Origin of the sequence: Qipengyuania rhodophyticola, from assembly GCF_042493225.1 — a bacterium.
Taxonomy (GTDB): Bacteria; Pseudomonadota; Alphaproteobacteria; order Sphingomonadales; family Sphingomonadaceae; genus Erythrobacter.
Genome location: NZ_CP170454.1, coordinates 476916 through 501513, shown reverse-complemented (window position 1 = coordinate 501513; position 24598 = coordinate 476916). Strand labels below are relative to the sequence as shown.

27 protein-coding genes are annotated in these 24598 nt (G+C 57.3%); 16 read left to right on the top strand and 11 right to left on the bottom strand.

All coding sequences use genetic code 11. The features are described 5' to 3' along the window. The first annotated feature begins 26 nt into the window (after nucleotides 1-26). Genes ACFCXQ_RS02265 through ACFCXQ_RS02245 form a run of 5 tightly spaced genes read left to right on the top strand, consistent with a single transcriptional unit; the run spans nucleotide 27 to nucleotide 3267 of the window. A complete protein-coding gene (locus ACFCXQ_RS02265) occupies nucleotides 27-317 on the top strand; it encodes a DUF3572 domain-containing protein (protein ID WP_379552671.1) in 291 nt (96 codons plus the stop codon). Beyond that, a complete protein-coding gene (locus ACFCXQ_RS02260; RefSeq protein ID WP_379552669.1) occupies nucleotides 314-943 on the top strand; it encodes an HAD family hydrolase in 630 nt (209 codons plus the stop codon). Before ACFCXQ_RS02265 ends, ACFCXQ_RS02260 begins: the two co-directional genes overlap by 4 nt. Continuing rightward, nucleotides 940-1401, top strand: coding sequence for a RidA family protein (locus ACFCXQ_RS02255; protein ID WP_379552667.1), 462 nt, complete (start codon nucleotides 940-942; stop codon nucleotides 1399-1401). The genes ACFCXQ_RS02260 and ACFCXQ_RS02255 overlap by 4 nt, the downstream gene beginning before the upstream one ends. Further along, complete coding sequence (locus ACFCXQ_RS02250) at nucleotides 1394-2140, top strand: glycerophosphodiester phosphodiesterase family protein (RefSeq protein WP_379552665.1); 747 nt, start codon at nucleotides 1394-1396, stop codon at nucleotides 2138-2140. The genes ACFCXQ_RS02255 and ACFCXQ_RS02250 overlap by 8 nt, the downstream gene beginning before the upstream one ends. Continuing rightward, nucleotides 2137-3267, top strand: coding sequence for a GNAT family N-acetyltransferase (locus ACFCXQ_RS02245; RefSeq protein ID WP_379552663.1), 1131 nt, complete (start codon nucleotides 2137-2139; stop codon nucleotides 3265-3267). The genes ACFCXQ_RS02250 and ACFCXQ_RS02245 overlap by 4 nt, the downstream gene beginning before the upstream one ends. A 26-nt stretch (nucleotides 3268-3293) precedes the next feature. Here ACFCXQ_RS02245 and ACFCXQ_RS02240 read toward each other — a convergent pair whose 3' ends face one another. Then, on the bottom strand, nucleotides 3294-3623 hold the full coding sequence (locus ACFCXQ_RS02240; RefSeq protein ID WP_379552661.1) for an SEL1-like repeat protein: 330 nt from the start codon (nucleotides 3621-3623) through the stop codon (nucleotides 3294-3296). A gap of 278 nt (nucleotides 3624-3901) precedes the next feature. Here ACFCXQ_RS02240 and dksA point away from each other — a divergent pair, with 278 nt between their 5' ends. The 4 genes from dksA to ACFCXQ_RS02220 all read left to right on the top strand — a co-directional run bounded on the left by dksA (nucleotide 3902) and on the right by ACFCXQ_RS02220 (nucleotide 6904). Then, complete coding sequence (dksA, locus tag ACFCXQ_RS02235; protein ID WP_379552659.1) at nucleotides 3902-4360, top strand: RNA polymerase-binding protein DksA; 459 nt, start codon at nucleotides 3902-3904, stop codon at nucleotides 4358-4360. Between the two features lie 170 nt (nucleotides 4361-4530). Then, nucleotides 4531-4911 (top strand): PilZ domain-containing protein, encoded by a 381-nt coding sequence (locus ACFCXQ_RS02230; protein WP_379552657.1) that lies wholly within the window; start codon nucleotides 4531-4533, stop codon nucleotides 4909-4911. A 95-nt stretch (nucleotides 4912-5006) separates the two neighbouring features. Continuing rightward, entirely contained in the window at nucleotides 5007-6467 is a 1461-nt protein-coding gene (locus ACFCXQ_RS02225; protein WP_379552655.1) for an ABC transporter substrate-binding protein, read from the top strand. Between the two features lie 20 nt (nucleotides 6468-6487). After that, nucleotides 6488-6904, top strand: coding sequence for a DUF4112 domain-containing protein (locus ACFCXQ_RS02220; protein ID WP_379552653.1), 417 nt, complete (start codon nucleotides 6488-6490; stop codon nucleotides 6902-6904). Nucleotides 6905-7001: 97 nt separating this feature from the next. Here ACFCXQ_RS02220 and ACFCXQ_RS02215 read toward each other — a convergent pair whose 3' ends face one another. Beyond that, entirely contained in the window at nucleotides 7002-7622 is a 621-nt protein-coding gene (locus ACFCXQ_RS02215; RefSeq protein ID WP_379552651.1) for an HNH endonuclease, read from the bottom strand. Between the two features lie 125 nt (nucleotides 7623-7747). On the opposite strand from ACFCXQ_RS02215, the gene gluQRS reads away from it, so the two are divergent. The 4 genes from gluQRS (at nucleotide 7748) to ACFCXQ_RS02195 (ending at nucleotide 10369) form a co-directional block, all read left to right on the top strand. Then, complete coding sequence (gene gluQRS, locus ACFCXQ_RS02210; RefSeq protein ID WP_379552649.1) at nucleotides 7748-8578, top strand: tRNA glutamyl-Q(34) synthetase GluQRS; 831 nt, start codon at nucleotides 7748-7750, stop codon at nucleotides 8576-8578. 10 nt (nucleotides 8579-8588) lie between these two features. Then, nucleotides 8589-8819 carry a hypothetical protein gene (locus ACFCXQ_RS02205; protein WP_379552647.1) on the top strand — a complete coding sequence of 77 codons (231 nt, stop codon included), beginning with the start codon at nucleotides 8589-8591 and terminating at the stop codon, nucleotides 8817-8819. Between the two features lie 19 nt (nucleotides 8820-8838). Further along, on the top strand, nucleotides 8839-9417 hold the full coding sequence (locus ACFCXQ_RS02200) for a cob(I)yrinic acid a,c-diamide adenosyltransferase (RefSeq protein WP_379552645.1): 579 nt from the start codon (nucleotides 8839-8841) through the stop codon (nucleotides 9415-9417). 79 nt (nucleotides 9418-9496) lie between these two features. Beyond that, entirely contained in the window at nucleotides 9497-10369 is an 873-nt protein-coding gene (locus ACFCXQ_RS02195) for a 3-hydroxyacyl-CoA dehydrogenase NAD-binding domain-containing protein (protein WP_379552643.1), read from the top strand. Nucleotides 10370-10408: 39 nt separating this feature from the next. Here the strand turns inward: ACFCXQ_RS02195 and ACFCXQ_RS02190 are convergent, their stop codons facing one another. Beyond that, nucleotides 10409-10843, bottom strand: a complete 435-nt coding sequence (locus ACFCXQ_RS02190) for a hypothetical protein (protein WP_379552641.1) — start codon at nucleotides 10841-10843, stop codon at nucleotides 10409-10411. Between the two features lie 24 nt (nucleotides 10844-10867). Then, nucleotides 10868-13507 (bottom strand): DNA mismatch repair protein MutS, encoded by a 2640-nt coding sequence (mutS, locus tag ACFCXQ_RS02185; protein WP_379552639.1) that lies wholly within the window; start codon nucleotides 13505-13507, stop codon nucleotides 10868-10870. A gap of 119 nt (nucleotides 13508-13626) precedes the next feature. Here mutS and ACFCXQ_RS02180 point away from each other — a divergent pair, with 119 nt between their 5' ends. Further along, nucleotides 13627-15888, top strand: coding sequence for an NADP-dependent malic enzyme (locus ACFCXQ_RS02180; RefSeq protein WP_379552637.1), 2262 nt, complete (start codon nucleotides 13627-13629; stop codon nucleotides 15886-15888). Between the two features lie 20 nt (nucleotides 15889-15908). Here the strand turns inward: ACFCXQ_RS02180 and ACFCXQ_RS02175 are convergent, their stop codons facing one another. The 6 genes from ACFCXQ_RS02175 to lptB form a co-directional block, all read right to left on the bottom strand. Then, nucleotides 15909-16619: a DUF3592 domain-containing protein gene (locus tag ACFCXQ_RS02175; RefSeq protein WP_379552635.1), complete on the bottom strand. Its 711-nt coding sequence runs from the start codon at nucleotides 16617-16619 to the stop codon at nucleotides 15909-15911. Nucleotides 16620-16624: 5 nt separating this feature from the next. Further along, complete coding sequence (locus ACFCXQ_RS02170) at nucleotides 16625-17857, bottom strand: DUF917 domain-containing protein (RefSeq protein ID WP_379552633.1); 1233 nt, start codon at nucleotides 17855-17857, stop codon at nucleotides 16625-16627. Between the two features lie 73 nt (nucleotides 17858-17930). Next, on the bottom strand, nucleotides 17931-18632 hold the full coding sequence (gene trmB, locus ACFCXQ_RS02165) for a tRNA (guanine(46)-N(7))-methyltransferase TrmB (RefSeq protein WP_379552631.1): 702 nt from the start codon (nucleotides 18630-18632) through the stop codon (nucleotides 17931-17933). Nucleotides 18633-18774: 142 nt separating this feature from the next. Next, nucleotides 18775-19470, bottom strand: coding sequence for a response regulator transcription factor CtrA (ctrA, locus tag ACFCXQ_RS02160; protein WP_379552629.1), 696 nt, complete (start codon nucleotides 19468-19470; stop codon nucleotides 18775-18777). 184 nt (nucleotides 19471-19654) lie between these two features. Then, nucleotides 19655-21172, bottom strand: coding sequence for an RNA polymerase factor sigma-54 (gene rpoN / locus ACFCXQ_RS02155; RefSeq protein WP_379552627.1), 1518 nt, complete (start codon nucleotides 21170-21172; stop codon nucleotides 19655-19657). Nucleotides 21173-21210: 38 nt separating this feature from the next. Beyond that, a complete protein-coding gene (gene lptB / locus ACFCXQ_RS02150) occupies nucleotides 21211-21999 on the bottom strand; it encodes an LPS export ABC transporter ATP-binding protein (RefSeq protein WP_379552625.1) in 789 nt (262 codons plus the stop codon). Between the two features lie 210 nt (nucleotides 22000-22209). On the opposite strand from lptB, the gene ACFCXQ_RS02145 reads away from it, so the two are divergent. Both ACFCXQ_RS02145 and ACFCXQ_RS02140 read left to right on the top strand, forming a co-directional pair. After that, nucleotides 22210-22587, top strand: coding sequence for a hypothetical protein (locus tag ACFCXQ_RS02145; RefSeq protein ID WP_379552623.1), 378 nt, complete (start codon nucleotides 22210-22212; stop codon nucleotides 22585-22587). A 77-nt stretch (nucleotides 22588-22664) separates the two neighbouring features. Continuing rightward, a complete protein-coding gene (locus ACFCXQ_RS02140; protein WP_379552621.1) occupies nucleotides 22665-24011 on the top strand; it encodes a TldD/PmbA family protein in 1347 nt (448 codons plus the stop codon). Between the two features lie 7 nt (nucleotides 24012-24018). On the opposite strand, the gene ppa is transcribed toward ACFCXQ_RS02140, so the two are convergent. Next, nucleotides 24019-24555: an inorganic diphosphatase gene (gene ppa / locus ACFCXQ_RS02135; protein WP_379552619.1), complete on the bottom strand. Its 537-nt coding sequence runs from the start codon at nucleotides 24553-24555 to the stop codon at nucleotides 24019-24021. Nucleotides 24556-24598: the final 43 nt, after the last annotated feature.

The following is a 24598-nucleotide window of genomic DNA, read 5'->3' as shown; positions in this document are numbered from 1 at the left end:
CAGAATTTCGATCGCTCTAAGCCAAATTGGGGAGCCTGACAATTAACGAAGATCACGGCAATCAGGCTCTTAGTGCTGAAACCATTGCATTGGCCGCGCTTGGTTGGCTTTTGCAAGATGGCACGCGGGCCGACCGGCTGCTCTCGCTCACAGGGCTCACGCCAGACCATTTGCGCACCGGATTGTCGGAACCGCGCGTGCTTGGGGCCGTTTTAGAGTTTCTGGCCAATCATGAGCCAGATTTGATTGCCGCGGCAGATGCTATCGATATGTCGCCTGAGACAATAATCGCGGCTCATAAGGAATTAAGCCAATGACGCGCCCTCTCATTATCTCGGACTGCGACGAGGTGCTCCTGCACATGGTAGTGCCATTCCGCGATTGGTTGGACGAGACGCAGGGCATTTCGTTCAATATGGACGGCGCCGATTTTGCCAATGCCTTGCGCTGGCAGAAGACGGGCGAAGTGCTCGAGCAAAACGAAGTCTGGCGCATGCTGGGCGGGTTCTTTGATACGGAAATGGGCCGGCAGACGCCGATAAACGGGGCGATTTCTGGCATCAATACTCTGGCTGAGCATGCCGATGTCGTCATCCTCACCAACCTTGTTGATAAGCGTCAGGAAATGCGCAAAGAGCAGCTGGCCGACCACGGACTGCACGCGAAAGTTTATACCAACCAGGGACCAAAGGGCCCCGCGCTGAAGGCAATTATTGAGGAATATCAACCTTCTAAAGCTATCTTCATTGATGATCTGCCGCAGCATCACCATTCTGCGCGTGAAACCGTCGCGGGGATCACGACTTTGCATTTATGCGGAGAACCGCTGATCGCGTCGCACATTGCTTGTGCGCACAAGGCGGGGCATGCCGATGCTCGGATTGATGCATGGGACGAGGCGCTGCCGTGGCTAATGGGGCAGCTGGAAAAGGAAAACGTATGAGCATTGAGACACGTTTGAACGAGCTGGGGATCAACTTGCCAGAGGCGGCGGCGCCAGTGGCGAGCTATCTACCGGTCGTGGTCGCGGGCAATATGGCCTATGTTTCGGGCCAATTGCCGTTCATCAATGGGAATTTGGTGAGCGGCCGTCTGGGCGAAGATGTCGGGCTGGAGCGAGGTGTCGATGCAGCAAAGGCGTGTGGTTTGATGATCCTCTCACAAATCAAAACGGCTGGCATTTCGCTGGATCGGATTGAACGGATTGTGAAGCTTGGTGCATTTGTCAACTCGACACCAGATTTCACCGATCAGCCCAAGGTCGCCAATGGCGCTTCGGATCTGATGTTCAACATTTTCGGTGAAAAAGGGCGCCACGCGCGTGCCGCTGTGGGTGTTCCATCACTGCCTCTGGGCGCTGCGGTTGAAGTCGATGCGGTCATCGCGCTGACAAGTGAGTGAACGCACTGTACCGAACTGGCTGACCGCTTGGGAGTTTGCCCATCGCGGCCTGCATAATGGCACCACACTAATCGAAAACTCACTCAGCGCAGGCGAGGCGGCGATTGCTGCTGGCATGGGCATTGAGTGTGATATTCAGCGCAGCGGTGATGACCATCCAATGGTTTTTCATGATTGGGAGCTAAGCCGCCTGACCAGCGTAGAAGGGCTAACCGCGCAGCATAGCCGCGCCGCGCTGGAGCAGCTCACTCTTGGCCACACGGACGATCTGATCCCGAGTTTTGAGACGTTCTTGCAGATGGTTGATGGCCGCGCGCCCTTGCTGATCGAGCTTAAGTCACTGCCGGATTACGATGTGGAGCGCAGCTGCGAGATCGTAGCGGCGAGCCTCGCAGGCTATGCAGGCGACCATGCCGTGATGAGCTTCGACCCGCGGGTGAGCGGCTGGTTTGCCGAGCATTCTCGGGCGACAACGCGGGGGCTTGTTTGTACTGATACGCTCGATCACGGCTGGCTGAGTAAATGGCGTGAGGCGGGTGTTTTGGAAGCGTGTCAGCCCGATTTCCTTGCCTGTGATATTCGCGATTTGCCGAGCGACATGGCCAGCGAATGGCGCGCCTCCGGCAAGCCGCTGCTGACCTGGACGGTGCGTTCGGCTGAACTGCGCGAGCGGGCTTTGCGCGAGACAGATGCCCTGATCAGCGAAGGTGCGGGGCTTGCACGGGCTAGTTTGGCATGAGCGAGCTGGTCGCCAAAGTTGGTGGCGGCGTCGGCGCTTTTGCGCAGGAGCAATGGGACGCGCTTAACCTCGCGGGCAACCCCTTCGTCAGTCACGCTTTCCTGACTGCGCTCGAAGATTCCGGTAGCGTTGGCGAGGGCACGGGTTGGCAGGCTGCTCCGCTGGTCATCACTGACTCAGAAGACCGCCTACTCGCAGCAATGCCGTCCTATCTGAAGGGCCATAGCCAAGGCGAATATATCTTCGACCAAAGCTGGGCCGATGCGTATCAGCGGGCTGGGGGCCGCTATTACCCCAAGCTCCAGATTGCCGCGCCCTTTACCCCCGCCACGGGCCCGCGGCTGTTGCTTTCAGATGATGCGCTGGCCCCGCCATTGCTGAGCGCCGCGCAGCAGCTTTGCACGCAAAACGGGTTTTCCTCCGCTCATGCGACATTTGTCGAAGAGGATCAGGTGCAGCTCTTTAGCGATGCTGGCTGGATGCTGCGCAAAGACATTCAGTTCCACTGGCATAATCGCGGCTTTGCCAGCTTTGATGATTTTCTCGACGCGTTGTCATCGCGCAAACGCAAGGGCGTGCGCAAAGAGCGTGCGGGCGCACAGGAGGATGTGTCGATCGAGCAACTGCGCGGGGACGATATCAAGCCTGAGCATTGGGACGCGTTTTGGGCGTTTTATCAAGATACGGGCGCGCGCAAATGGGGAACGCCATATTTAACGCGCGATGCGTTTGACTTGTTTCAAGAGCGAATGGGCGAGCAATTGCTGCTCATTCTGGCGTTTCAGGATGATGTTCCTGTCGCGGGCGCATTAAACTTTGTCGGCCAAGATGCGCTCTATGGGCGCTATTGGGGGTGCACGCGCGACATCCGCTTTTTGCACTTTGAGCTATGTTATTATCAGGCCATCGACGCCGCAATCGCGCTGGGCCTATCCCGCGTCGAGGCGGGCGCTCAGGGCGGACATAAGCTTGCGCGCGGCTATGAGCCTGTCGAAACCGTGTCCGCACATTGGATTGCGGATGCTGGCTTTAGCGAAGCGGTGTCAGATTTTCTCGAGCGAGAGCGACAAGGCGTCGCGCTTGATCGCAATTTTCTAAGCCAGCGAACGCCCTTCAAAAAGGCGTAACACTGTCCAGGTTGAGCGCCAGAAAACTATGCGACGCGGCGGGTGCCTTCGGACAGCCATTCGCGTGCGCGGCGCTGTGCTTCGGCAATTTCGCGTGCAGTCATTTCTTCAGAAACGTCAGCGCGGCACCAAGCGGCTTCTTCGTGACCCTTTGATGCGGCAATGTTGAACCATTTATGCGCTTCGATGAGATCGCATGTTGTCCCATGGCTGCCGGTTGAGAATGCAACCCCCAGATCATACAGCGCGTCAATGCTGCCGCCGCCATAATTCTGCAGGCATTCTGCGATTAGCTTGTCTGCTTCTGGCCCTTGAACAATCTGTCCTGCGCCGCCATCAATCGAAGTCAATTCCATTTTTACGCCCCCGTAAATCCCGACTTCCCTGAGCCGGCATCCCCATCACTCGGGCATCATGGTCAAGAAAAGGTTAACGTATGCTAGGGTGAAACAAAAGTTTGCCTGTTCGTCCCTCCTTAATGTTTGGGAACCTATCCGGGCACTTGATCGTTGATAGCTTGCTGGCAGGTCTAAATGTAGCCGTTAGCCGCCTTGTAAATTGCCTAAGACGCGGGCAAGGGGCGGACCGTGAGCAAATCTGAAGTTGTGCAATTTTATTTGAGTTGAGAAACTACATGGCCACCGCGCTACAGGCTGAAAAAGTCAATATAGACGACGTTAAATCAGCCTTGGGATCGTCCTACACGCCGAGTGATGACGAGCCCTATATGAGTGAGCAGCAGCTCAAGTTCTTCAAAGCGCTTCTGATGGAATGGAAGCGCACCATCCAAGAAGCGGCTGAGACCACGCTTCAATCACTACAGGATGGACCTATTCGTGAGCCCGATCTTAATGATCGTGCATCGAGCGAAACCGATTGGGGCATTGAGCTGCGTACCCGAGATCGCCAGCGCAAATTGACCTCGAAGATCGAATCCGCGCTTCGCCGCATTGAAGAAGGCGAATATGGCTATTGCGAAGTGACTGGAGAGCCAATCGGTCTTAAGCGGCTGATTGCTCGGCCAGTAGCAACCATGACGGTCGAGGCTCAGGCGGCACATGAGCGCAAAGAGAAAATCTCCCGCGACGACTAGCTGCCCTAATTGGATTGGCCGCGTTAACAAAGCGCGGCGAGAGGTGCCAAATCGGGGCGCTGCTAATTTTGAGCTTACAGTTTGTTTAGGCTTTCTGGTTAAAGAAAGACATCGCGCGTCGCACATGTTGGGCGGCGTTAAGGATAGAGTTTAGCCAAGGAAGCCGCTGTATGGCCGGTGTCGAGACCCGCAATATCAATCGCGACAGCCTGTTTCTGCTCGCCGATTTGACGTTTGAGGGACACACAGAAACGCAACGTGTGAAAGTTCGCAATTTGTCGACCGGAGGCCTGATGGGCGAATCGGATCTTCAGATCGAATCTGGTGCGCGCCTTTCGGTTGAGTTGCGCAATATCGGTAAGATTGATGGCACCGTTGCCTGGGTGCAGGGGCGTCGCTTTGGTGTGGCTTTCGAGCAGGAAATTGATCCGAAACTTGCCCGCTCGCACGTGGGCGCCAAAAATGGTGAAAGCGATGTGCCGCGCTTTGCTCGGGCCGTGCTTGAGCAGTCACCTGCCGAGAAATGGCGCACCAATATTCGCCCGCTTTGATAGCTTAGATTAAGGCGCGCCGGGCGCGGTTTTTATACTCATTGAGAATCTGACTACTGACGATTGCGAACGGGGCTGTTAAAGCTCCTTGCGTCATGCGATCGCTGTTTCTCTTTGCGAGCTTAACCCTCTTGTCTGCATGCGCGCTGCGTGATGATGACGGCGCGATCGATGTCGCAATAATAGGCGAGAATGAAGAGCTTTTTTCGGGCGGATTGCGCCTGTCCTATGGTGCACAACATGTCCGCGCGGCCACCAGTCAAGGGCTGGTCCGGTTGGAGACTGGCGGCGAGGTTGTGCCGGCAATTGCTGAAAGATGGATCGTTACCGATGATGGGGCGAGCTACATCTTCCGCATTCGCGAATTTGATTTGCCTGATGGTACGCGCCTAACCGCCCAGAGCGTGCGCGATTCATTGCGCCGCAGTATCTCGCGGTTGGGCGGCACGAGCATGGGATATGACCTTGCTAAAATCCGCGATGTGCGCGCGCTGACCGGGCGTGTTATTGAAATCCGCTTGAAGAGCCCGATGCCCGGCTTCCTGCAATTGCTAGCGCAGCCTGAACTCAGCTTGCAGATTGACGCCGTGCCGACCGGCCCAATGTCGATGGCTCGCGAAGATGATGTGGGATTGCTTAATGCCTTACCTCCGGAGGCGCGCGGCCTTCCTGCAAGACCCAATTGGGACGAAGACATTCAGCAAGTGCGCGTGTCAGCGGCTGATGCGCAGACAGCCTCGGATGGATTTAATGACGGGCGGTTTGATCTGGTGCTGGGTGGGCGGATCGAAAACCTGCCAATCGCCGAAACCGGTGCGCTCACGCGCGGCACAGTGCGGCTCGATTCGACCATAGGCTCCTTTGGGCTCGACATCCTCAACACCGAGGGCTTTCTCGCCCTGCCTCAAAATCGGGAAGCCCTCGCGATGGGGATTGATCGGGAGGCTTTGATACAGCCTTTCAACATAGCTGGCTGGGTTTCGACGACGCGGCTCGTTTCACCCGGACTGCCAGACGAGAGTGAGTTGCTGGGCGAGCGCTGGACCAATCTGACGGATGAAGAGCGTATCCAGACCGCGCGTGCCCGCGTCTCGCAATGGCAGACGGCGAATGATGAGCCGGTGCGTTTGCGCCTTTTTCTGCCCGAAGGAGCAGGTTCCGACATCTTGTTTGAAGGCCTAGCGGGTCAGCTGGAGCAGATCGGTGTTCAGCTGGTGCGCAGCGAGGATGTTGAGGGCGCTGATCTTGCCTTGCGTGACCGGGTGGCCCGTTATGGCGGCGCGCGCTGGTTCCTCAATCAGTTTAACTGCGAGGTGAGCCGCGCAATCTGTTCCGAAGATGTCGATTTCCTCGTCCAGCTTGCGGTCGATAGCAGTAACCCGGAGGAAGCCCGCTCTTATCTTATTGAAGCAGAGACTGCACTCACCGTTTTTAACCCCTACATCCCGCTGGGTGCGCCGATCCGCTGGTCATTGGTACGCGGTGATATTGAGGACTTTGTCGAGAATCCGTGGAACGTGCACCCCTTGTTCCCGCTCTCCAGAGCCCCCATATAGTCAGGGAAAGGGCGGGAAATATGAACGAAGATGATCGCGTACAGGCAATGGGGCTCGACCTGCCGGTTGGTAATGACCCGGTGGCGATCCGCCGGCGTGTGGAAATGCTGGAACACTTGCTGGAGCGCAGTTTTCACATTCCCGGCACGAATTACCCCATCGGGCTAGACTCGATCATTGGTCTCGTCCCTGTGATTGGCGATATCATCACTGCCGGACTTGGCGCGTATATCGTGTGGGAGGCCAACAATTTGGGTCTACCCAAATGGAAACTGATGCGGATGGCAGGCAATGTTGCTTTTGATACCGCCATTGGCGCTGTCCCGGTAGCGGGCGATGCGTTCGATTTGTTTTTTAAATCAAACACCCGCAATTTGAAGATCATTAAGAAGCATCTCGACAAGCATCACCCCGCGCAGCGTGTGATTGAAGGGTAGAGATTGCCCTTAAGTAGCGAAGCGATAGGGCGGAAAGATTGCCCTCAAGTAGCGAAGCGATAGGGCGGAAAGATTGCCCTCACCGTCCGCGCGCGGTTCACTCCTGAAGCTCAATATCCCAATAGAGCCAATCCATCCAAGTCTCGTGCAGGTGATTGGGCGGGAATTTCTTGCCATACTCTTGCAATTGCCAATGCGTCGGACGGATCGGCTGCCGGGCTAGTCGCATATGTGCCTGCTCGGGCGTCCGGCCACCCTTTTTCATATTGCACGGCGCGCAGGCGGCGGTGATATTCTCCCACGTCGTTTTGCCGCCCAATCTGCGCGGGATGACATGGTCGAAGGTCAGATTGCTACCCTTGCCGCCACCGCTACCGCAATATTGGCATTGGAACTGGTCCCGCAGAAACAGGTTGAAGCGCGTGAAAGCGGGGAATTCACTGGGCTTCACATATTGCTTCAGCGCAATCACGCTGGGGATTTTAATATCGAGACTTGGTGAATGAACCTCGCGCTCATAGGTCTCAATCACATCAACCCGGTCGAGGAAAATCGCTTTGATTGCGGTCTGCCATGGCCACAGGCTGAGCGGATAATAGGACAGAGGCGTATAATCCGCATTGAGCACAAGCGAAGGGCATGCCGACAGGCTGCGTGTCGGATCATCTTGAGTGCTGCGGAAATTCGCAGCTTTTTCGATCAATTCGGCCTTGAACACGTCTTTGCGTCCTCCGATCAAATCAAATGTGCATTGGCGGCGAAAAGAGTCAAACCCATGACACAGCGGTTTTCCCCGACGGTTTTCCAGCAGTCGTTAATTGTGGCATGCGATCTGAACCGGTTATGATTGTCACCCGTTTCGCTCCCAGCCCCAATGGCTCCTTGCATTTAGGCCATGCCTATTCCGCAATCTGTGCGCACGACCTCGCCCGCGAGGAGGGCGGGCAGTTTCTGCTTCGGATTGAGGATATTGACGGCGCGCGCTCTCGCGCCGAGCTGGCCGATGAGTTTCGCGAGGATCTCAAATGGCTTGGCCTTGATTGGGATGAAGTGCCCGCTCAGTCGCGGCGGCTGGAGACGTATCAAGCCGCTGCCGAGCAGATCAAAAGCGATGGCCTGCTGTACCCTTGCAGCTGCACACGGGCGGAGATTGAAGCGGCCAGCACCACGCGCGGCGCAGAAGGGCCAATTTATCCGGGCACTTGCCGCGGGGGCAAGGCGGATCTGAAAAAGCCGCATAGCTGGCGGCTAGATTTGGAACGCGCACTTACAAAAACCGGCTCGCTCGAATGGTATGATGTGCATCGCAGCGTGCAGCAAGCTCAGCCGCAGATGCTGGGCGATGTGATCATCATGCGCAAGGAAGAGCCTGCGAGCTATCATTTGGCCGCAACGCTGGATGATGCAGCCGACGGCGTGACGCTGGTGACGCGCGGGTCAGATCTGTTTGCCGCAACGCATATTCATAGGCTGCTTCAGGCTTTGCTTGATTTGCCAGTGCCGCGCTGGCATCACCATGGCTTGCTGATGGATGAAAGCGGGAGAAAGCTTGCTAAACGGCGCGGCTCGCCTTCGCTGGCGGATCGGCGAAAGAGCGGAGAAGATGGGGCGTTGCTTGCACAGCAACTGCGCTTGCAGCGATTGCCGGTTGGTATTTCGCTTCAAAATCCCTAAATCACTTTCCATGACAACATTCTTCATCATCGTCCTCGTGATGCTCTGCGCGCTCGTGCTGTATTCTCTGGTACGCGGGATCGTCGCATTCCTGAAAAGTACCAAGATTGATCTTGAGACAGGCGAGGCTCAGAACGCCAGCGACATGCAGCTGTTGCAGAACAAGATGATGTTCAATCGCATCAAATATCAGGCATTGGCGATTGTGGTTGTGGCCGTGATGCTGGCCATCTCGCAGTAAGCGAAGGCAGCACCCGCGTATGGTCAAACTCAACACAATTTACACCCGTACAGGTGATGATGGCACAACTGGGCTGGTCGATGGCTCGCGCGCGGCCAAGCACTCTGCCCGGATTGACGCGATTGGCGTGGTCGATGAAGCAAACTCGGCGATTGGCTTTGCGGCTATAGCTGTTGCAGGCGGCCCGTTGGCTGAGCCGCTTTACCGCGTACAAAACGATCTGTTTGATCTTGGTGCGGATTTGGCGACGCCAGCTGAAGAAGGCGATGATTTTGCGCCGTCTGAAATGGTGCTGCGCATTGTCTCTGCGCAAGTTGAGTGGCTTGAAAGCGCGATTGACGCGGCCACTGATCAGCTGGAGCCGCTCACCAGTTTTATTCTGCCGGGCGGAAGCGAGGCAGCGGCCCGTCTGCATCTGGCCCGCGCTGCCGTTCGCCGGGCGGAGCGCAGCATGGTCGCCATGGCGGAAACCACGCCGGCTAACCCGCAAGCCATGGCCTATATCAATCGCTTATCCGATTATCTGTTCGTCATTGCCCGGCTCGCCAATGATGGCGGCAAGGCTGACGTAAAGTGGATCCCCGGCGAAAATCGATAGAGACTTATGCTGAGGCGCTGGTCAGCGCGCTTTTCGCGGGCTAACAGGCGCGCTTTGTTGCAAGTGCGAAGGATTCTTTATGACAGGAACTGTGGCCGTTATCGGTGCGGGGCAAATGGGCACTGGCATTGCCCAAACGGTGGCGCAGCATGGGATGAATGTCCTGCTCGCGGATATCGATCTTGCAACTGCCGAGAAGGCTGTCGCTGGAATTGAGAAGGGGCTTGGTAAGCTGGTCGGGCGCGGCAAGCTGGAAGTGGCCGACGCAGAAGCGGCCTTGGCCAAGATCACGCCGATTGGCGATTATGCGCCGATGAAAGATGCTGCACTTATTATTGAAGCGGCAACTGAGCGCGAAGAGGTCAAGAAATCGATCTTTGAGGCGGCCGGTAAAGTCCTCGCCAGTGACGCGATCATGGCGTCTAACACCAGCTCCATCCCCATCACGCGCATGGCAAATTATTCGCCAGATCCGGAGCGTTTCATTGGCCTGCACTTTTTCAACCCAGTGCCAATCATGGGCCTGATTGAAGTTATTCCTGGCCTTGCGACCAGCGACGAAACAACCGAGCGGACAAAGGCTTTTGCTGAGGCTCTGGGCAAGCAAGTAGTGCTGTCACAGGATGAGCCTGGTTTTGTCGTAAACCGAATTCTCTTGCCGATGATTAATGAGGCGATTTTCGTGCTGGGCCAGTCAACAGCGGGCATTGCCGACATTGATAAAGGGTGCCGGCTTGGCCTGAATCACCCGATGGGGCCGTTGGAGCTCGCAGATTTTGTGGGACTAGATACCTGTCTCGATATCATTCGCGTGCTCTACAAAACCACGCGTGACACCAAATATCGACCCGCGCCATTACTGGTGAAATATGTCGAGGCGGGATGGCTGGGCCGGAAAACTGGCCGCGGCTTTTACGATTATACGGCAGAAACGCCGGTGCCCACACGTTAATTCGGCGTCAGTACGATTGGCTTACCATTTTGCTGACGGTTAATTTGTGGGTCCAACATTGATTGGCGCCCCGCCGGGCTGACCTTCGAGAGCCAGAGCCGGTTTCGACTTAATATTATCCCAATCAATAGCGTCATCTTCTGACTGGCTGTCCTGATCGTCACGCGGTCCCGCAAGCGGATTGGGGTCTGGTGATGAGCTAGCGTACCAATTGCTGAGCTCTGCATCATCTTGCACACTCTCTTGCTGCTGTACGCCGGGTGTTCCGCCATCCCCCTGCACAACCACGTCGTCGCTGCCGCTTGTCCCATCTTCCATAGTTTTCTGCGCCATAGTGACGATGCCGGGTCTATCTTCCCCGCCAATGGCGAAGGCGACGAAGGCCAGAAATACGCCAGCAACCATCAGCTTTTGCGGCGTTGTTAGGCCCTTTTTCTGATAGGGCTTGCGTCGGAGTGTGGGCGTATCGCTCATCACCAGAGCATAACGGGATCTCGGTTAAGACTTCGTTTCCGCCGCTTCGCGCTTTAGCTGATACAGAATTTCGAGCGCATCGCGCGGGCTAAGTGCATCCACATCAAGGGCCTCAAGCCGCTCTCGCAAAAGCTCGTTTTGGCTTGGTGTGTCTTGTGTTTCTTGCGCAGCGAATAGGGGCAATTCGCCAAGACCTGCGGCGAGACCGCCCGTTTCTTCGCGTCCTTTTTCTAGGCGCTGCAAGATTGTTTTCGCGCGCTTGAGCACGGGCGCTGGCACACCAGCAAGGCGAGCTACATCAATCCCGTAAGAGCGGCCCGCCGCACCGCGCGCCAGCTCGTGCAGCAAGACAAGATCGCCCTTCCACTCACGCGCTCGCACATGATGCAATGACAGCGCTTCGCATGTGTCGGACAGGCGGGAAAGTTCGTGATAGTGGGTCGCGAACAGGCACCGGCATTGCACGGTGCCGTGAATCGCCTCGACAATTGCCCAGGCGAGAGACATCCCGTCATACGTGCTGGTGCCGCGCCCGACCTCATCCAGGATAACAAAGCTGCGCGGTGTTGCTTGGCTCAGGATCGCTGCCGTTTCGACCATTTCGACCATGAAGGTAGAGCGGCCTCGCGCGAGATTATCTGATGCGCCCACGCGGCTGAACAGGCGGTCTGCAAGGCCAATGGTCGCGCTGGTCGCGGGAACAAAACTACCCGCTTGAGCAAGCAGCATGATCAGCGCGTTTTGCCGCAAGAAGGTCGATTTACCGCCCATATTTGGCCCGCCGATCAGCCAAAGGCGGTCCTGCGATGTAAGCTCGCAGTCATTGGCGACAAAGCGCTCGCCAGTACGCTCAAGCGCGTCCTCAACTACCGGATGACGCCCTCCGGTAATCTCGAGCACAGCTGCATCGACAACCGCCGGCTTGCACCAATCGCCTTCCGCTGCGCGCTCCGCCAAAGCGGCGCTGACATCAATGCGGGCAAGCGCCGCAGCAGTTGCTGCAATTGCCTTGCGCGCTTCGCACACAAGGCCCGTTAGCTCCTCAAAATGTGCTTCCTCGGCGGCGAGGGCATGCGACCCTGCCTCGGCAATGCGGGTCGCTTCCTCGTGCAAATGCACCGAATTAAATCGCACTGCACCAGCCATCGTTTGGCGGTGAGTGAAACCGCTGTCCGGTGCCATCAGCCCGTCGCCATGCTTTGCCGGTACTTCGATGAAGTAACCCAGCACCTTATTATGTTTGATCTTGAGCGCGTTGATATCGGTCTGCTCACGATATTGCGCTTCCAATGCGGCGATGGCGCGGCGGGCATTACCGCTGGTCTCGCGCAAGGCGTCAAGCGCGTGGTCATAACCTTCTGCAATATACCCGCCCTGATTGCGCTCAGTTGGGGGCGCAGCGACCAAAGCCCTGTCAAGATGATCGGTCAACGCCCCGTGCCCGCCGAGCGAGTGCGCATTATCAGCGAGCAATTGCGGGACGTCTGAGGCGGCTTCGATGACCGCTTTGAGGCGGCGTGCTTCGCCCAAACCATCGCGGATTTGGCCAATGTCTCGTGGGCTACCACGCCCCGCGACCACGCGGCCCAAAGCGCGGCCAATATCTGGCACACTGCGTAGCAATGCGCGCACGTCGGCTCGCAAAATCGGGTCAGTATGAAAGAATGCGACGCTTGCCAAGCGGGCTGTGATGGCTGTTTGATCGGCCAAAGGCGCGGCGAGATCTTCTGCCAATTGGCGCGAGCCTGCCCCGCTTGAGCACCGGTCGACAACGCTGAACAGACTGCCCGCGCGTCCGCCCGATTGCGCCTCAAGAATTTCCAGACTTGCTCTGGTCGCGCCGTCCATCGCCAGACGCATGCCAGTCGCCCGGGCGACAGGGGGCAGCAGGAAGGGCAGCTCACCCCGGCCAGTATGCTCAAGGTAAGCGATCAATCCGCCAGCTGCAGCCAGCATTGGCCGGGTAAACTCACCAAGCCCATCGAGCGTCGCGAGGCCATGGATTGATTTGAGCCTCGCCTCGCCGTCTTCACTGCGGAAGGTTGTGCGGGCGCGCTCGATTGCGTCATCGGGCTTACCAGGCGTATCTCCCGGCCAGTCTTCCGGCACCACCACTTCGCTTGCGCCAAGCCGTGCGAGTGCCGCCTCCAGCGCGTCAGTTGCGCATTCCTCCAGCTCCATCCGCCCCGTTGAGATGTCGCAAGAGGCGATTCCCACCGCATCGCGCAATGGCGCGGCGGCCACCAGTCTGTTCGCAGCGCGCGGGTCGAGCAAGGCCTCTTCGGTTAGCGTGCCTGCCGTCACAAAGCGCACGATATCGCGCGACACCAGAGCCTTGGAGGAAGGCGTGCCCTCGCGTTTGGCGCGCTCCTTTGCCTGGTCTGGCGTCTCAGTTTGCTCTGCAATGGCCACGCGGCAGCCGCTCTTAATCAGGCGGGCCAAGTATCCCTCGGCCGAATGGACGGGCACGCCGCACATCGGCACAGGCTCTCCGCCATGCTCGCCTCGGCTGGTCAGGGCTATGTCGAGGATACTCGCGGCCACTTTTGCATCGTCAAAGAAAAGCTCGAAGAAATCCCCCATCCGGTAAAACAGCAAAGCCTCGCCCGCTTCCTCTTTCAAGGCGAGATATTGGGTCATCATGGGGGTGGTCTTGCTGGCCATGTTAACGCCAAGTGCCAAGCCCGCTTCGATTCGGGCAAGGCTACTTAGGCCTCTTTCCCCTATCGCATGTCAGCGCGCCGCGTTAAGAGCGCTCATAAGCGACATTACAGGGATATCTGATGGCGGATAAGAAGCAGGCTGGATTCACGAAGCGCGAGGCGCTTTTCTACCATGAGACTATCCGGCCAGGTAAGGTTGAGATTGTCGCGTCCAAGCCAATGGCGACGCAGCGTGATTTGTCGCTGGCCTATTCGCCCGGTGTTGCCGCGCCAGTTGAGGCGATTGCGGAAAATCCCGCCAATGCTGCGCGTTATACCGCGCGCTCTAATCTGGTTGCCGTGATCTCGAACGGTACCGCGATCCTTGGGCTGGGCAATCTCGGCGCGCTTGCGTCCAAGCCAGTGATGGAAGGCAAGGCAGTGCTCTTCAAACGGTTCGCCGATGTGGATTCGATTGATATCGAACTCGACACTGAAGACCCCGATGCTTTCATCGAAGCAGTGGCTTTGATGGAGCCGACCTTTGGCGGAATCAACCTTGAGGATATCAAGGCGCCTGAATGCTTCATTATTGAACAAGCGCTGCGTGAGCGGATGAATATTCCGATCATGCATGATGACCAGCATGGTACTGCGATTATAACCGCCGCTGGTTTGCTTAATGCGTGCCATCTGACGGGCCGTGATATTAAGGATGTGAAGGTCGTTGTGAACGGCGCGGGCGCCGCCGCGATTGCCTGTACCGCGCTTATCAAAGCGATGGGCGCACGGCACGATAATGTGATCATGTGCGATCGAAGCGGTCCGATCACGCGTGACCGCGACAATCTCGATCAATGGAAAAGCGCGCATGCGGTCGATACCAAAGCGACCACTTTGGAAGAGGCGCTGGACAGCGCAGATATCTTCCTCGGTCTATCGGCGGCGGGTGCGTTGAAGCCCGACTGGGTCACCAAGATGGCGGACAAGCCGATCATCTTTGCGATGGCTAATCCGGTACCCGAAATCATGCCGGATGAGGCGAAAGAGGTGCGGCCTGACGCAATCGTTGCCACTGGCCGTTCTGATTTCCCCAATCAGGTCAATAATGTGCTTGGTTTCCCCTTCATTTTCCGCGGCGCATTGGATGTGCAAGCGACCGCCATCAATGAAGAAATGAAGATTGCCGCTGCTCAGGCTATTGCCGAGCTGGCGCGTGAGCGGGTGCCAGAAGAAGTCGCCAGCGCTTATGGCAAGAATCACAAGTTCGGCACTGATTACATTATCCCTGCGCCATTTGATCCGCGCCTGATCGAAGTGGTTTCCTCAGCCGTTGCTAAGGCGGCGATGGATTCTGGCGTCGCGCAGGCCAAGATCCGCGATTTCGACAAATATCGCCATGATCTCAAATCGCGGCTTAACCCGACAACCTCGGTGCTGACGGGTGTTTACAATGAGGCAAAAGCCAATCCCAAGCGGATGGTATTTGCCGAGGCGGAAGAGGAAGTCGTATTGCGCGCGGCGATCCAATATCGCGACTTTGGCTATGGCCAACCGATCCTGGTGGGCCGGACGAAAGCGGTTTTGGATAAGTTGCATCAGCTGTCTGTATCGGACCCGCAAAGCTTTGAGATTCAGAACTCTGCCGATTCCCCGCATGTGCCCGCGATGGTCGAGTTCTTGTATAAGCGGCTTCAGCGCAAAGGCTATACTGAGCGTGATGTGCGCCGCATGGTCAATAATGACCGGAACACATTTGCGTCCTTGCTGGTCGCACTCGGGCACGGCGATGGCTTGATCACCGGCCTTACGCGGACTTTCGCGCAAAGCGCGCGCGAGGTGAACCGAGTGCTTGATCCAAAGCCGGGTGCAGTGCCCTTTGGCATCCACATGATGATCGGCAAGAACCATACGACATTCCTTGCTGATACGACCATCAATGAACGACCCACCGCTGAAGAGCTTGCCCACATCGCGACAGAAACCGCCGCGGTCGCCCGGCGCATGGGGCATGAGCCGCGAGTGGCGTTCCTGTCCTATTCGACCTTTGGCAATCCTCCTGGACGCTGGCTTGAGAACATTCGTGCCGCCGTGGCGATCCTCGATGAGCAGGATCCGGGCTTTGAGTATGAGGGCGAAATGGCACCCGATGTTGCGCTGAACCCGACGGTGATGAAGCAATACCCCTTCAGCCGCCTGTCTGCCTCTGCCAATGTGTTGATTATGCCAGGCCTGCAATCGGCGAACCTATCGGCCAAGCTGCTGCGCGAGCTGGCTGATAACGCCACCATCGGTCCGATGCTGATCGGGATGGAAAAACCGGTGCAGATCGCGCCAATGACGGCGATTGCGCCAGATGTGCTGACACTGGCGGTGCTCGCGGCGGCCGGCGTGGTTGGCTAGCTTCTAAGGGCTGCTAGGGCCTAGGCCTTTTCGCTATCATCGACCCATTGCGAGAGGTCGATATAGTGCTGCTTGGGCGCATTTGGATCAATCAGCACGGGCACAGTCTTGCCATCTAGCTCCTTGCTGAGATCCAGCCAAATCGGGTCGCTTTTGAAGCTGGCCAATTTACCGGTGCCCGGATGCGTAGCCTGAGCATGCACCCGATATGGGCTGCGGCTGTTGACCTTGATGCTGCGGTCCAGTTCACAGCGCGTGACCTCGGCCTCAATGCGCATGCCACTAAGCTTCAAACGCTCGACTGTTTTCTTGCGGCGTAGGAACAGGAACACGAAAACTGCTCCCAATATCGCGAAGAGCGAGCCCATCCCGCCAAAGACGAGCGGCAGCATGAAACGTTGGCCGAAGCTATCGATTTTGGCTTGGCCAGGTTTGGCTGGATCATACATCACGGTGACTGCTTCACCGCGTGAAAAGCTCGCCGGGCTGCTGCTCGTGGAGCTAGTGAACTCATGGCGCGTTCCATCGCGATCAGTCCATTCGACCACGGGGGCATAAGTCGACCCGCCTTCACTGCCGCGCCGCCGATCGAGCGCGATGACAGTGCCCGGTGCGCGCAATGCCGTCTCCGCCATTTGTTGATCAGCAATGTAGGTGTACCCGCCAATGCCGGCGAACAGCAGGCCAACGGTCATGAAGATGCCGCCGATCCACAGAAAGATCTTCGACATAGCGTTTACCTCCGCACCAGCTCTTCGATTGGCCGGTAGTCGAGCTCGTATCCGAAATAGCGAGGGCTGAAGACAGCGAGTCCGCCATCGGTCCGCCATAGCGGATCAGATTTGAAGCCCAGCACGGCAACCGCCTGCCCCCGCGTGTATCCCGGGTTGACCACGCCATCGTGGGTCTCAAGGTCAATGACCGATATGAGGTCAGGGCAGGTGGCGATCACCGCGCCATCGCGGCGGGCGACCAAATGCTCGTTTTTGACATCGGTAGTGAATGACTGTCCGGTAAACTCGCCAGTTCCAGCGAGTGTAAGCTCTCCTTGCAAGAAGCCATCTTCGTCGCGCCACTCGAAATCGGCAACAGTACCAGTGAACAGCAGATATCCGTCCCCAGCGGCGCGTGCTGCCTCAATTGGATCGGTGCCTGCCGCCTTTGCCTCACGGACCGCTGACCCTATTGACCGAGCGAGTGTCAGACTGCCGGTGACCAGAGTACCATCCTGTTTGGCCTGCGCGCCGGTGATCGGAGAATCTGCGACACCACATGCTTGGCTGGCTTCTGCGACTGCGCGCAGCACATCTTCTGCGCGGGTTGGATCGCCGAGCGTTTTTACAACCATCTCATCGCCGAAGGGTGTCGCCGCGCCGATCGGCGTCAACGGAATTCCTGCAACTTTGACAGAGTGCTGATTGATCTCCGGCACTGCGCGTCCAACAGTGTCCGCATCGAGCGCAGGCACGCCAAGGCGGGCGGCGATTGATAGGCCCTCGGCGAGGCTCAGCGGGCCTATTTCGCCCAGAATGACACCGGCAAACTTCGTATCCAGATGCTTTTCCAGCGTCTCGAACGCCAGTTGAACAGGTTCGTCCACCCGGTTTTCGCTCGCATCGAGCTTCGCTTGCATCGCGTCACTGATTGGGGCGAGGCTGGCGAGGCCATAGGGACACGCGACCCGTGCATCATCGGCAAGATCATCAACGGAAATGGCGGTGAATGTGTGGCCCGCAGCAAGGTCCGCTGCGATCAGCTCGCGCGCTTCGGATAGGCTCCCGCCACCGCCAGTGCCAAGGTAAGAGCTGCCAACGAGTGCGTCTTCCAGATCGGTTGCGGAGAGGATCGCCCCACCGACCGCGGCACCTGAAATACCCGATTGTGCGCCATCACCTTCAATCTTCTTACATGCTGCAAGTGCGCCGCTCGCGAGCACAAGCCCGCCCATAAATTGCCGTCTTGGTATCATTACTTGAACCCCCGATGCTCGCTTGGCGGGAGTGTGAGCGGCAAATGACCGAATTGCAAATCCGTCTTCCGCGCTACCGCCGCCGGAAGCGGAAGTACCAGACCTCATGCAGGAATTTGGTGCGCGCCTTGCGCTCATAGCGGGTCTCGCACCAGCCCGATGGGCGGTTCTGCCAATCGGCTGGCACGCTTGCGACCCACTCAAACTCATCAGTAAAACGCCGCATCACCATCAGTGCATGCCGCAGGTAAATCGCATGGTCTGTACCGAAACGAAATTCGCCGCCCGGTTTCAGCTTGTCCGCGATCATGCGCACCGGGCCATCATTCATCATGCGCCGCTTGGCATGCTTGTTCTTGGGCCATGGGTCAGGGTGCAGCAGATAAGCCATGGTGAGCGCGCCGTCAGGTACGCGGGCGAGCGCTTGGAGGGCATCGCCGTGAACCAGACGAACATTGGCTAGGTGCCCTTCCTCAACATGCGAAAGCGCTTGCGCCACGCCATTGAGGTAAGGCTCAGCGCCGATAAACCCATGGTCGGGCAAGAGGTCCGCCCGGTAAGCGAGATGCTCTCCTGCGCCAAAGCCGATCTCAAAATGTAGGGGGCGATCTTCTCCAAACAGCTGCTCAGCCGTAACCGAGCCTTCTTCAGGCACAGCGATTTGCGGCAGTAGATTGTCGACCAGGGTCTGTTGATGGGCCCGGAGAGGTTTGCCCACGGATCGGCCATACAGCCGGCCAAGCGTTGTTGGGTCGCCTTCTTTGAATGCACTCATGGGTGACAGCGCTAAAGAAAAACCGCCCCAGAGCCAAGGCTCCGAGGCGGTTTCTCGCTGTTCATCCGGGTAGAAGACGTACTAGCTAGTTATTGGCCAGTCAGGTATTGGCGGGCTGGGATCGCCCGCAGAAATTAAACGCTTAGGCCGCTTCGACCTCTTCGCCTGGATCGCGCAGCACATAGCCGCGGCCCCAAACGGTCTCGATGTAGTTTTCACCGCCGCAAGCGTGGCTCAGTTTTTTGCGCAGCTTACAGATGAAAACGTCGATGATTTTAAGCTCAGGTTCGTCCATGCCGCCATAGAGGTGGTTAAGGAACATTTCCTTGGTGAGCGTCGTGCCTTTGCGCAAGCTCAAGAGCTCAAGCATGGCATATTCTTTGCCGGTCAGGTGAACGCGGGCGCCGTCGACTTCAACAGTCTTGGCATCAAGGTTCACGGCGAGTTTGCCAGTGCGGATGACCGATTGGCTGTGGCCTTTCGAGCGGCGCACAACGGCATGAATGCGGGCAACCAGCTCTTCCCGGTGGAAGGGCTTCGTCACGTAATCGTCAGCGCCAAAGCCGAAGCTGCGAATCTTGCTGTCCATTTCGGCAATGCCAGACAGGATGAGGACCGGTGTCTGAACCTTGGCAACGCGCAGCTTCTTGAGCACATCATAGCCATGCATATCAGGCAAGTTCAGGTCGAGCAGTATGATATCGTAATCATACAGCTTACCGAGATCGAGGCCTTCTTCGCCAAGATCGGTAGCGTAAACATTGAAGCCTTCAGTCGTAAGCATGAGCTCGATAGCTTTTGCTGTCGTTGGCTCATCTTCAATTAGCAATACTCGCATCGGGTCTGGCCCCCCTGGCCCTAAAAGCTAACAAAACCTCGGTAACATCTGGTTAGGAAGTCTTGATCTGAATTAACCACACAACATCTGAACGGAAAAGGTTAACGCCGGGTAAAGACCCATTAACATTTCTTTGTGTGACTTCGATGACTCACTGATTTGAGCAGTGCTTTAGGATGGCAAATCAGCCCAGATCGCGCATCTTCTTCTCGCGCCTGCGTTGCGCGCTGGAACCAAGCCCAATGGCCTCGCGATATTTGGCGACTGTGCGGCGGGCAAGGTCGAAACCTTCTTCCTTAAGAATGTCGACGAGCTTCTGATCAGACAGAATTTGCTTAACGTCTTCGGCATCAATCAAAGCTTTGATCCGCGCCTTGATTGCCTCCGAGCTCGCCCCTTCGCCATCGGCGGCGGCGACCCCGCTGGAGAAGAAGTATTTAAGCTCAAAGGTGCCGCGCGGACACGAGAGGTATTTGCTATTGGTCACCCGGCTAACTGTGCTTTCGTGCATTTCAATGGCATCAGCAACATCGCGCAGGATCAGCGGTTTCATCGCGGTCACGCCCTCTTTGAAGAAGCCCTCCTGACGTTTGACCACTTCGCCCGCCACCTTAAGAATCGTCTTCTGCCGCTGGTCGAGCGCTTTGATTAGCCAATTGGCATCAGTCAGATGTTCTTTCAGCCAAGCCTGACTTTCCTTGTCTTGAGCGCCATCCTTAAGCTCAAGGTAATAGCTGCGATTGACGATCAGGCGCGGCAGGCTGTCTTCATTGATGCGAATGTCCCAGCCATTCTTGGCCGAGGGCGTGATCAGAACATCGGGCACAATCGCCGCTTCCACCGATCCGCCAAATGCGTGACCCGGTTTGGGGTCATAGGATCTCAGCTCTGCCAGCATATCGGCAAAGTCTTCATCATCGACTTGGCACATGCGTTTAAGCCGCGCGATCTCTCCCTTAGCCACCAACTCCAGATTGTCGATGAGCCGCTCCATACATGGATCGAGCCGGTCCGCTTCCTTGGCTTGCAGCATGATGCATTCAGAAAGGGAGCGCGCGCCGACGCCGGTGGGATCAAGCGATTGGACCAGCAGCAGCGCGTCTTCCGCTTCATAATCGGCAATGCCTAGCTCGCGCGCTAACGACGTGAGATTGCCGACGTAATATCCCGCTTCATCCAGATCGCCGATGATGCGCGCGGCAATAATCGCTTCTTTCTGACTATAGGCTTCTGCGCCCAATTGATCGGTCAGATGTTGCGCGAGTGTGGGTCCTTCATCAGACCGGTTCTCGAGATCAGGCAGATCAGCCGAGCTTACCGCGCCAGCGCTTGCCGCCTCGCCCCAGTCCCCGCCTTCGCCTGACCCGCTTGCGGGGCCATCGCCCGGTGCACGTTCGGGATCGAGTGCCGTAGCGCCAATGTCGAGCGGTGTTTCGCCCTGCGCGGCGCCATCGCTCATCAGTGCATCGGCCTCGCGCTCTTCCGGCGCTATCGGTGCATCCCCATCCTGCGCATCACCAGGCTCGCCGCGCTCCTGCCGAATCTCACCAATCTCGAGCAGCGGGTTATTGTCGAGCGCTTCGGAAATATGCGCTTCGATTTCCAGATTGGACGCAGCCAGCAAGCGGATTGCCTGCTGAAGCTGCGGTGTCATGACCAGCGATTGTGATTGCCGGAGGTCTAACCTCGGACCGAGCGCCATGGGTCAGGTCCTGCGTAGCCGGAAAATCGCACCCGACATTACAGCGTAAACCCTTCGCCGAGATAGAGACGCTTTACATTCTCATCGGCCACCAATGCCTCCGGCGTGCCGGCGAAAAGGACTTGCCCGCCATAAATAATGCAAGCGCGGTCCACGATTTCGAGCGTTTCGCGGACATTGTGATCGGTAATCAGCACGCCAATCCCGCGTGTCTTCAAGTCGGCGACGAGATCGCGGATGTCGCTGATTGAAAGCGGGTCAATCCCTGCAAAGGGCTCATCCAGCAGCATGATCGACGGCTTGGCGGCTAGCGCGCGCGCAATCTCGCAGCGTCGCCGCTCACCGCCTGAAAGCGCCATAGCCGGGCTTTCGCGCAGCTCGGTGAGACCAAATTCTTTGAGCAATCGCTCGAGCTCTCGTGCCCGCGTCTCCTGCTCAGGTTCAACCATTTCCAGCACGCTATTTATGTTCTGCTCGACCGTCATCCCGCGAAATATACTGGTTTCCTGCGGGAGGTACCCGAGCCCCAGAATAGAGCGGCGATACATCGGCAGATTGGTAACATCTTCTCCATCCATCAGGATCCGGCCAGCGTCGGGACGTACCAAGCCCATGATAGAATAGAAACACGTGGTTTTACCTGCGCCATTGGGCCCAAGCAGGCCAAGCACTTCGCCCTTACCGACAGTCAAAGATATATCGCTGAGGACGGCGCGCTTATCATAGCTTTTGGCGATAGAAATGACTTCGAGCCCGCCCTGAGGGATCGGCGGGGATGCATCATGGACGGCATCATCCGTCAGCTCGGCTTGGTCGATATCAGCCATAGCCCATGCTTTAGCAGGCCAAACGCGCCTGAAAAGCCCCGCTGGTCGAGCATCAGCAGCTTTTGGCAGGATTCCTGCATGTTCGGTTATATATAGGCCACTGACCGTCCCCGCACGGCACGCAAAGGTGGGGACTTGCGGCGCAAACTTGCCAGCCTGTCTTGTATCTGAAATACTCCGAATCGGAGTGGGGTATTGGGAGAGAAGCGCATGAACAAAGCGCTCGATAAGTTTGAGAACCGTTCGTCAGCGACCGGTGAGGCGCCGAAATATCACGACTGGCGCAAGAAAATGAGCGACAATGTCGCGCTCGCGCTGATCGTTTACACTGGCCTCCATATCTTTGCGACGGTCGGCGCCATCAAAGCAACCGGGCTTAAATCGCTAGCTTTGGCGGCGCTGGTTATTTTGGTCGCTGGGATTATTCCCGCTTGCCGTTGGTTTGAAAAACGCTGGACTGATTTGTCTGATGAGGAGGCCGTTGATCTCAGCCTGACAAGCGCATTTCGCCGTGATCAATTAGCGCTTTGGGTTCTCGCACTTGGGTTGCCCATTCTTATTACAACCGGATTTACGCTGGCTGCTTAAACACGCATTGCTAATTGCCAGTAGCGGTACCACATCCTAACCGGTAGAGCATTCTCTCTGTCGGAGCTTAGACTTACATGATTGACCAAGATGCGGCGCTGGAGCGCTGCGAAGGCCTCATCAAGCTGGCCAAAGCCAAGGGCGCTGATGCCGCCGATGCTATGGCGCGGGCTGAATCATCTGAGAGCGTCTCGGTTCGCTTGGGCGAGCTGGAAGATGTCGAGCGCTCGGAAGGCGAATCCATTGGTCTGCGCGTTTTTGTAGGCTCACGCTCTGCATCCATCCAGACCAGTGATTTCTCATCCAGTTCATTCGAGACTTTGGTAGAGCGGGCTCTCGATATGGCGCGGCTTGCACCGGCGGATGAGTTTGCGGGTCTCGCCCCGGAAGATCAACTATCTTCGGGAACCGCGCCGGATCTCGACATGGTTGATGCAAACGAGCCGAGCCCTCAGGAATTGCGCGATGATGCGCGGGCGGCAGAGGATGCAGCACGCGCAGTTGAAGGCGTCAGCAATTCCAATGGCGGCGGTGCAAGTTTTGGTCGGTCGCTCGCGGCTCTGGTAACCTCGCATGGGTTTGCGCATGCTTATGAAGCAACCTCTTGCGGTATTTCGGCGAGCGTTGTTGCGGGTGAGGGCAGCGGTATGGAAACTGACTATGAATACCGCACTGCGCGCCATCGCGAAGATTTGCCCGATGTCAGCTGGATCGGCACTGAGGCAGGCCGGCGCACAGTCGCGCGGCTAGGCGCTGGCTCAATGGCGAGCAAGGCGATGCCGGTTGTGTTCGATCCGCGTGTTGGCAGCGGCGTGATTGGCCATTTGCTGGGCGCGATGTCTGGCGGCGCGGCGGCGCGCAAATCGACCTTTCTGCTAGGCAAAGAAGAGGAGCAATTGTTCGATAGCGCCATTCGCATCCTTGAAGAGCCGCTGCGCATGCGCGGGCAGCGTTCGCGCCCCTTCGATGCAGAGGGGCTTGCCTGCACAAGCCGCGCTCTGGTTGATAATGGCCGAACCTTCGGATGGATGACGAACGCAGCAGCTGCCCGCCAATTGGGCGCTCCCATGTCTGGTCATGCCTCATCGGGCGGCGGCGGGGCGCCTGGCATCTCCTCCAGCAATGTGCATTTGGAAGCTGGCACTGCTTCCGTCGCGGAGCTGATCGCGGACATTGATGAGGGGCTGTTTGTCACCGACGTGTCAGGCCAAGGCGTCAATATTGTAACGGGCGATTACAGCCGCGGGGCGTTTGGTTTCCGCATTGAAAAGGGTGAAATTACCACGCCGGTTTCTGAAATTACGATCGCGGGCAATTTGGCGGACATGTTCCGCGCGCTAACCCCGGCCAATGATCTAGAGATGATCCGCGGCGTGAATGTGCCGACCTTGCGCGTGGATGGTATGACGGTGGCTGGGGAGTAGGCGCTCCTTAATTTCCCTTTTTCTTCGCGCGTTCAATCGCTTCGACCACGATCTGACGAGCCTCGGCGGCATCGCCCCAATTGCCGACCCGCACCCATTTCTCCGCTTCGAGATCCTTATAGTGAGTGAAGAAATGCTCGATCTGCTGGAAAATGATTGACGGCAAATCCTTGGTTTCGCCCACATCGGAATAATATGGGAAAGTCGTGTCGACTGGTACGCAGACAAGCTTTTCATCTCCGCCATGCTCGTCTTCCAAATTCAATACACCGATTGGCCGTGCGCGCACAACGCAGCCTGCCATGAATGGGCTGCGAGAAATCACCAGAGCATCAAGCGGATCGCCGTCAGGGCTCAGCGTATGCGGAACAAAGCCATAATTCGCTGGATAGCGCATTGGCGTGTGCAGAATGCGGTCAACAAACAATGCGCCGCTTTCCTTGTCGAATTCATACTTCACCGGCTCGCCGCCGGTCGGCACTTCGATAATGACGTTGAGGCTTTCAGGCGGATTATCGCCCATGCTGATTTTGCTAATATCCATGTGCAGGCCCCTTACGGCGTGCCCGAGCAGCCGCCAACCCCCA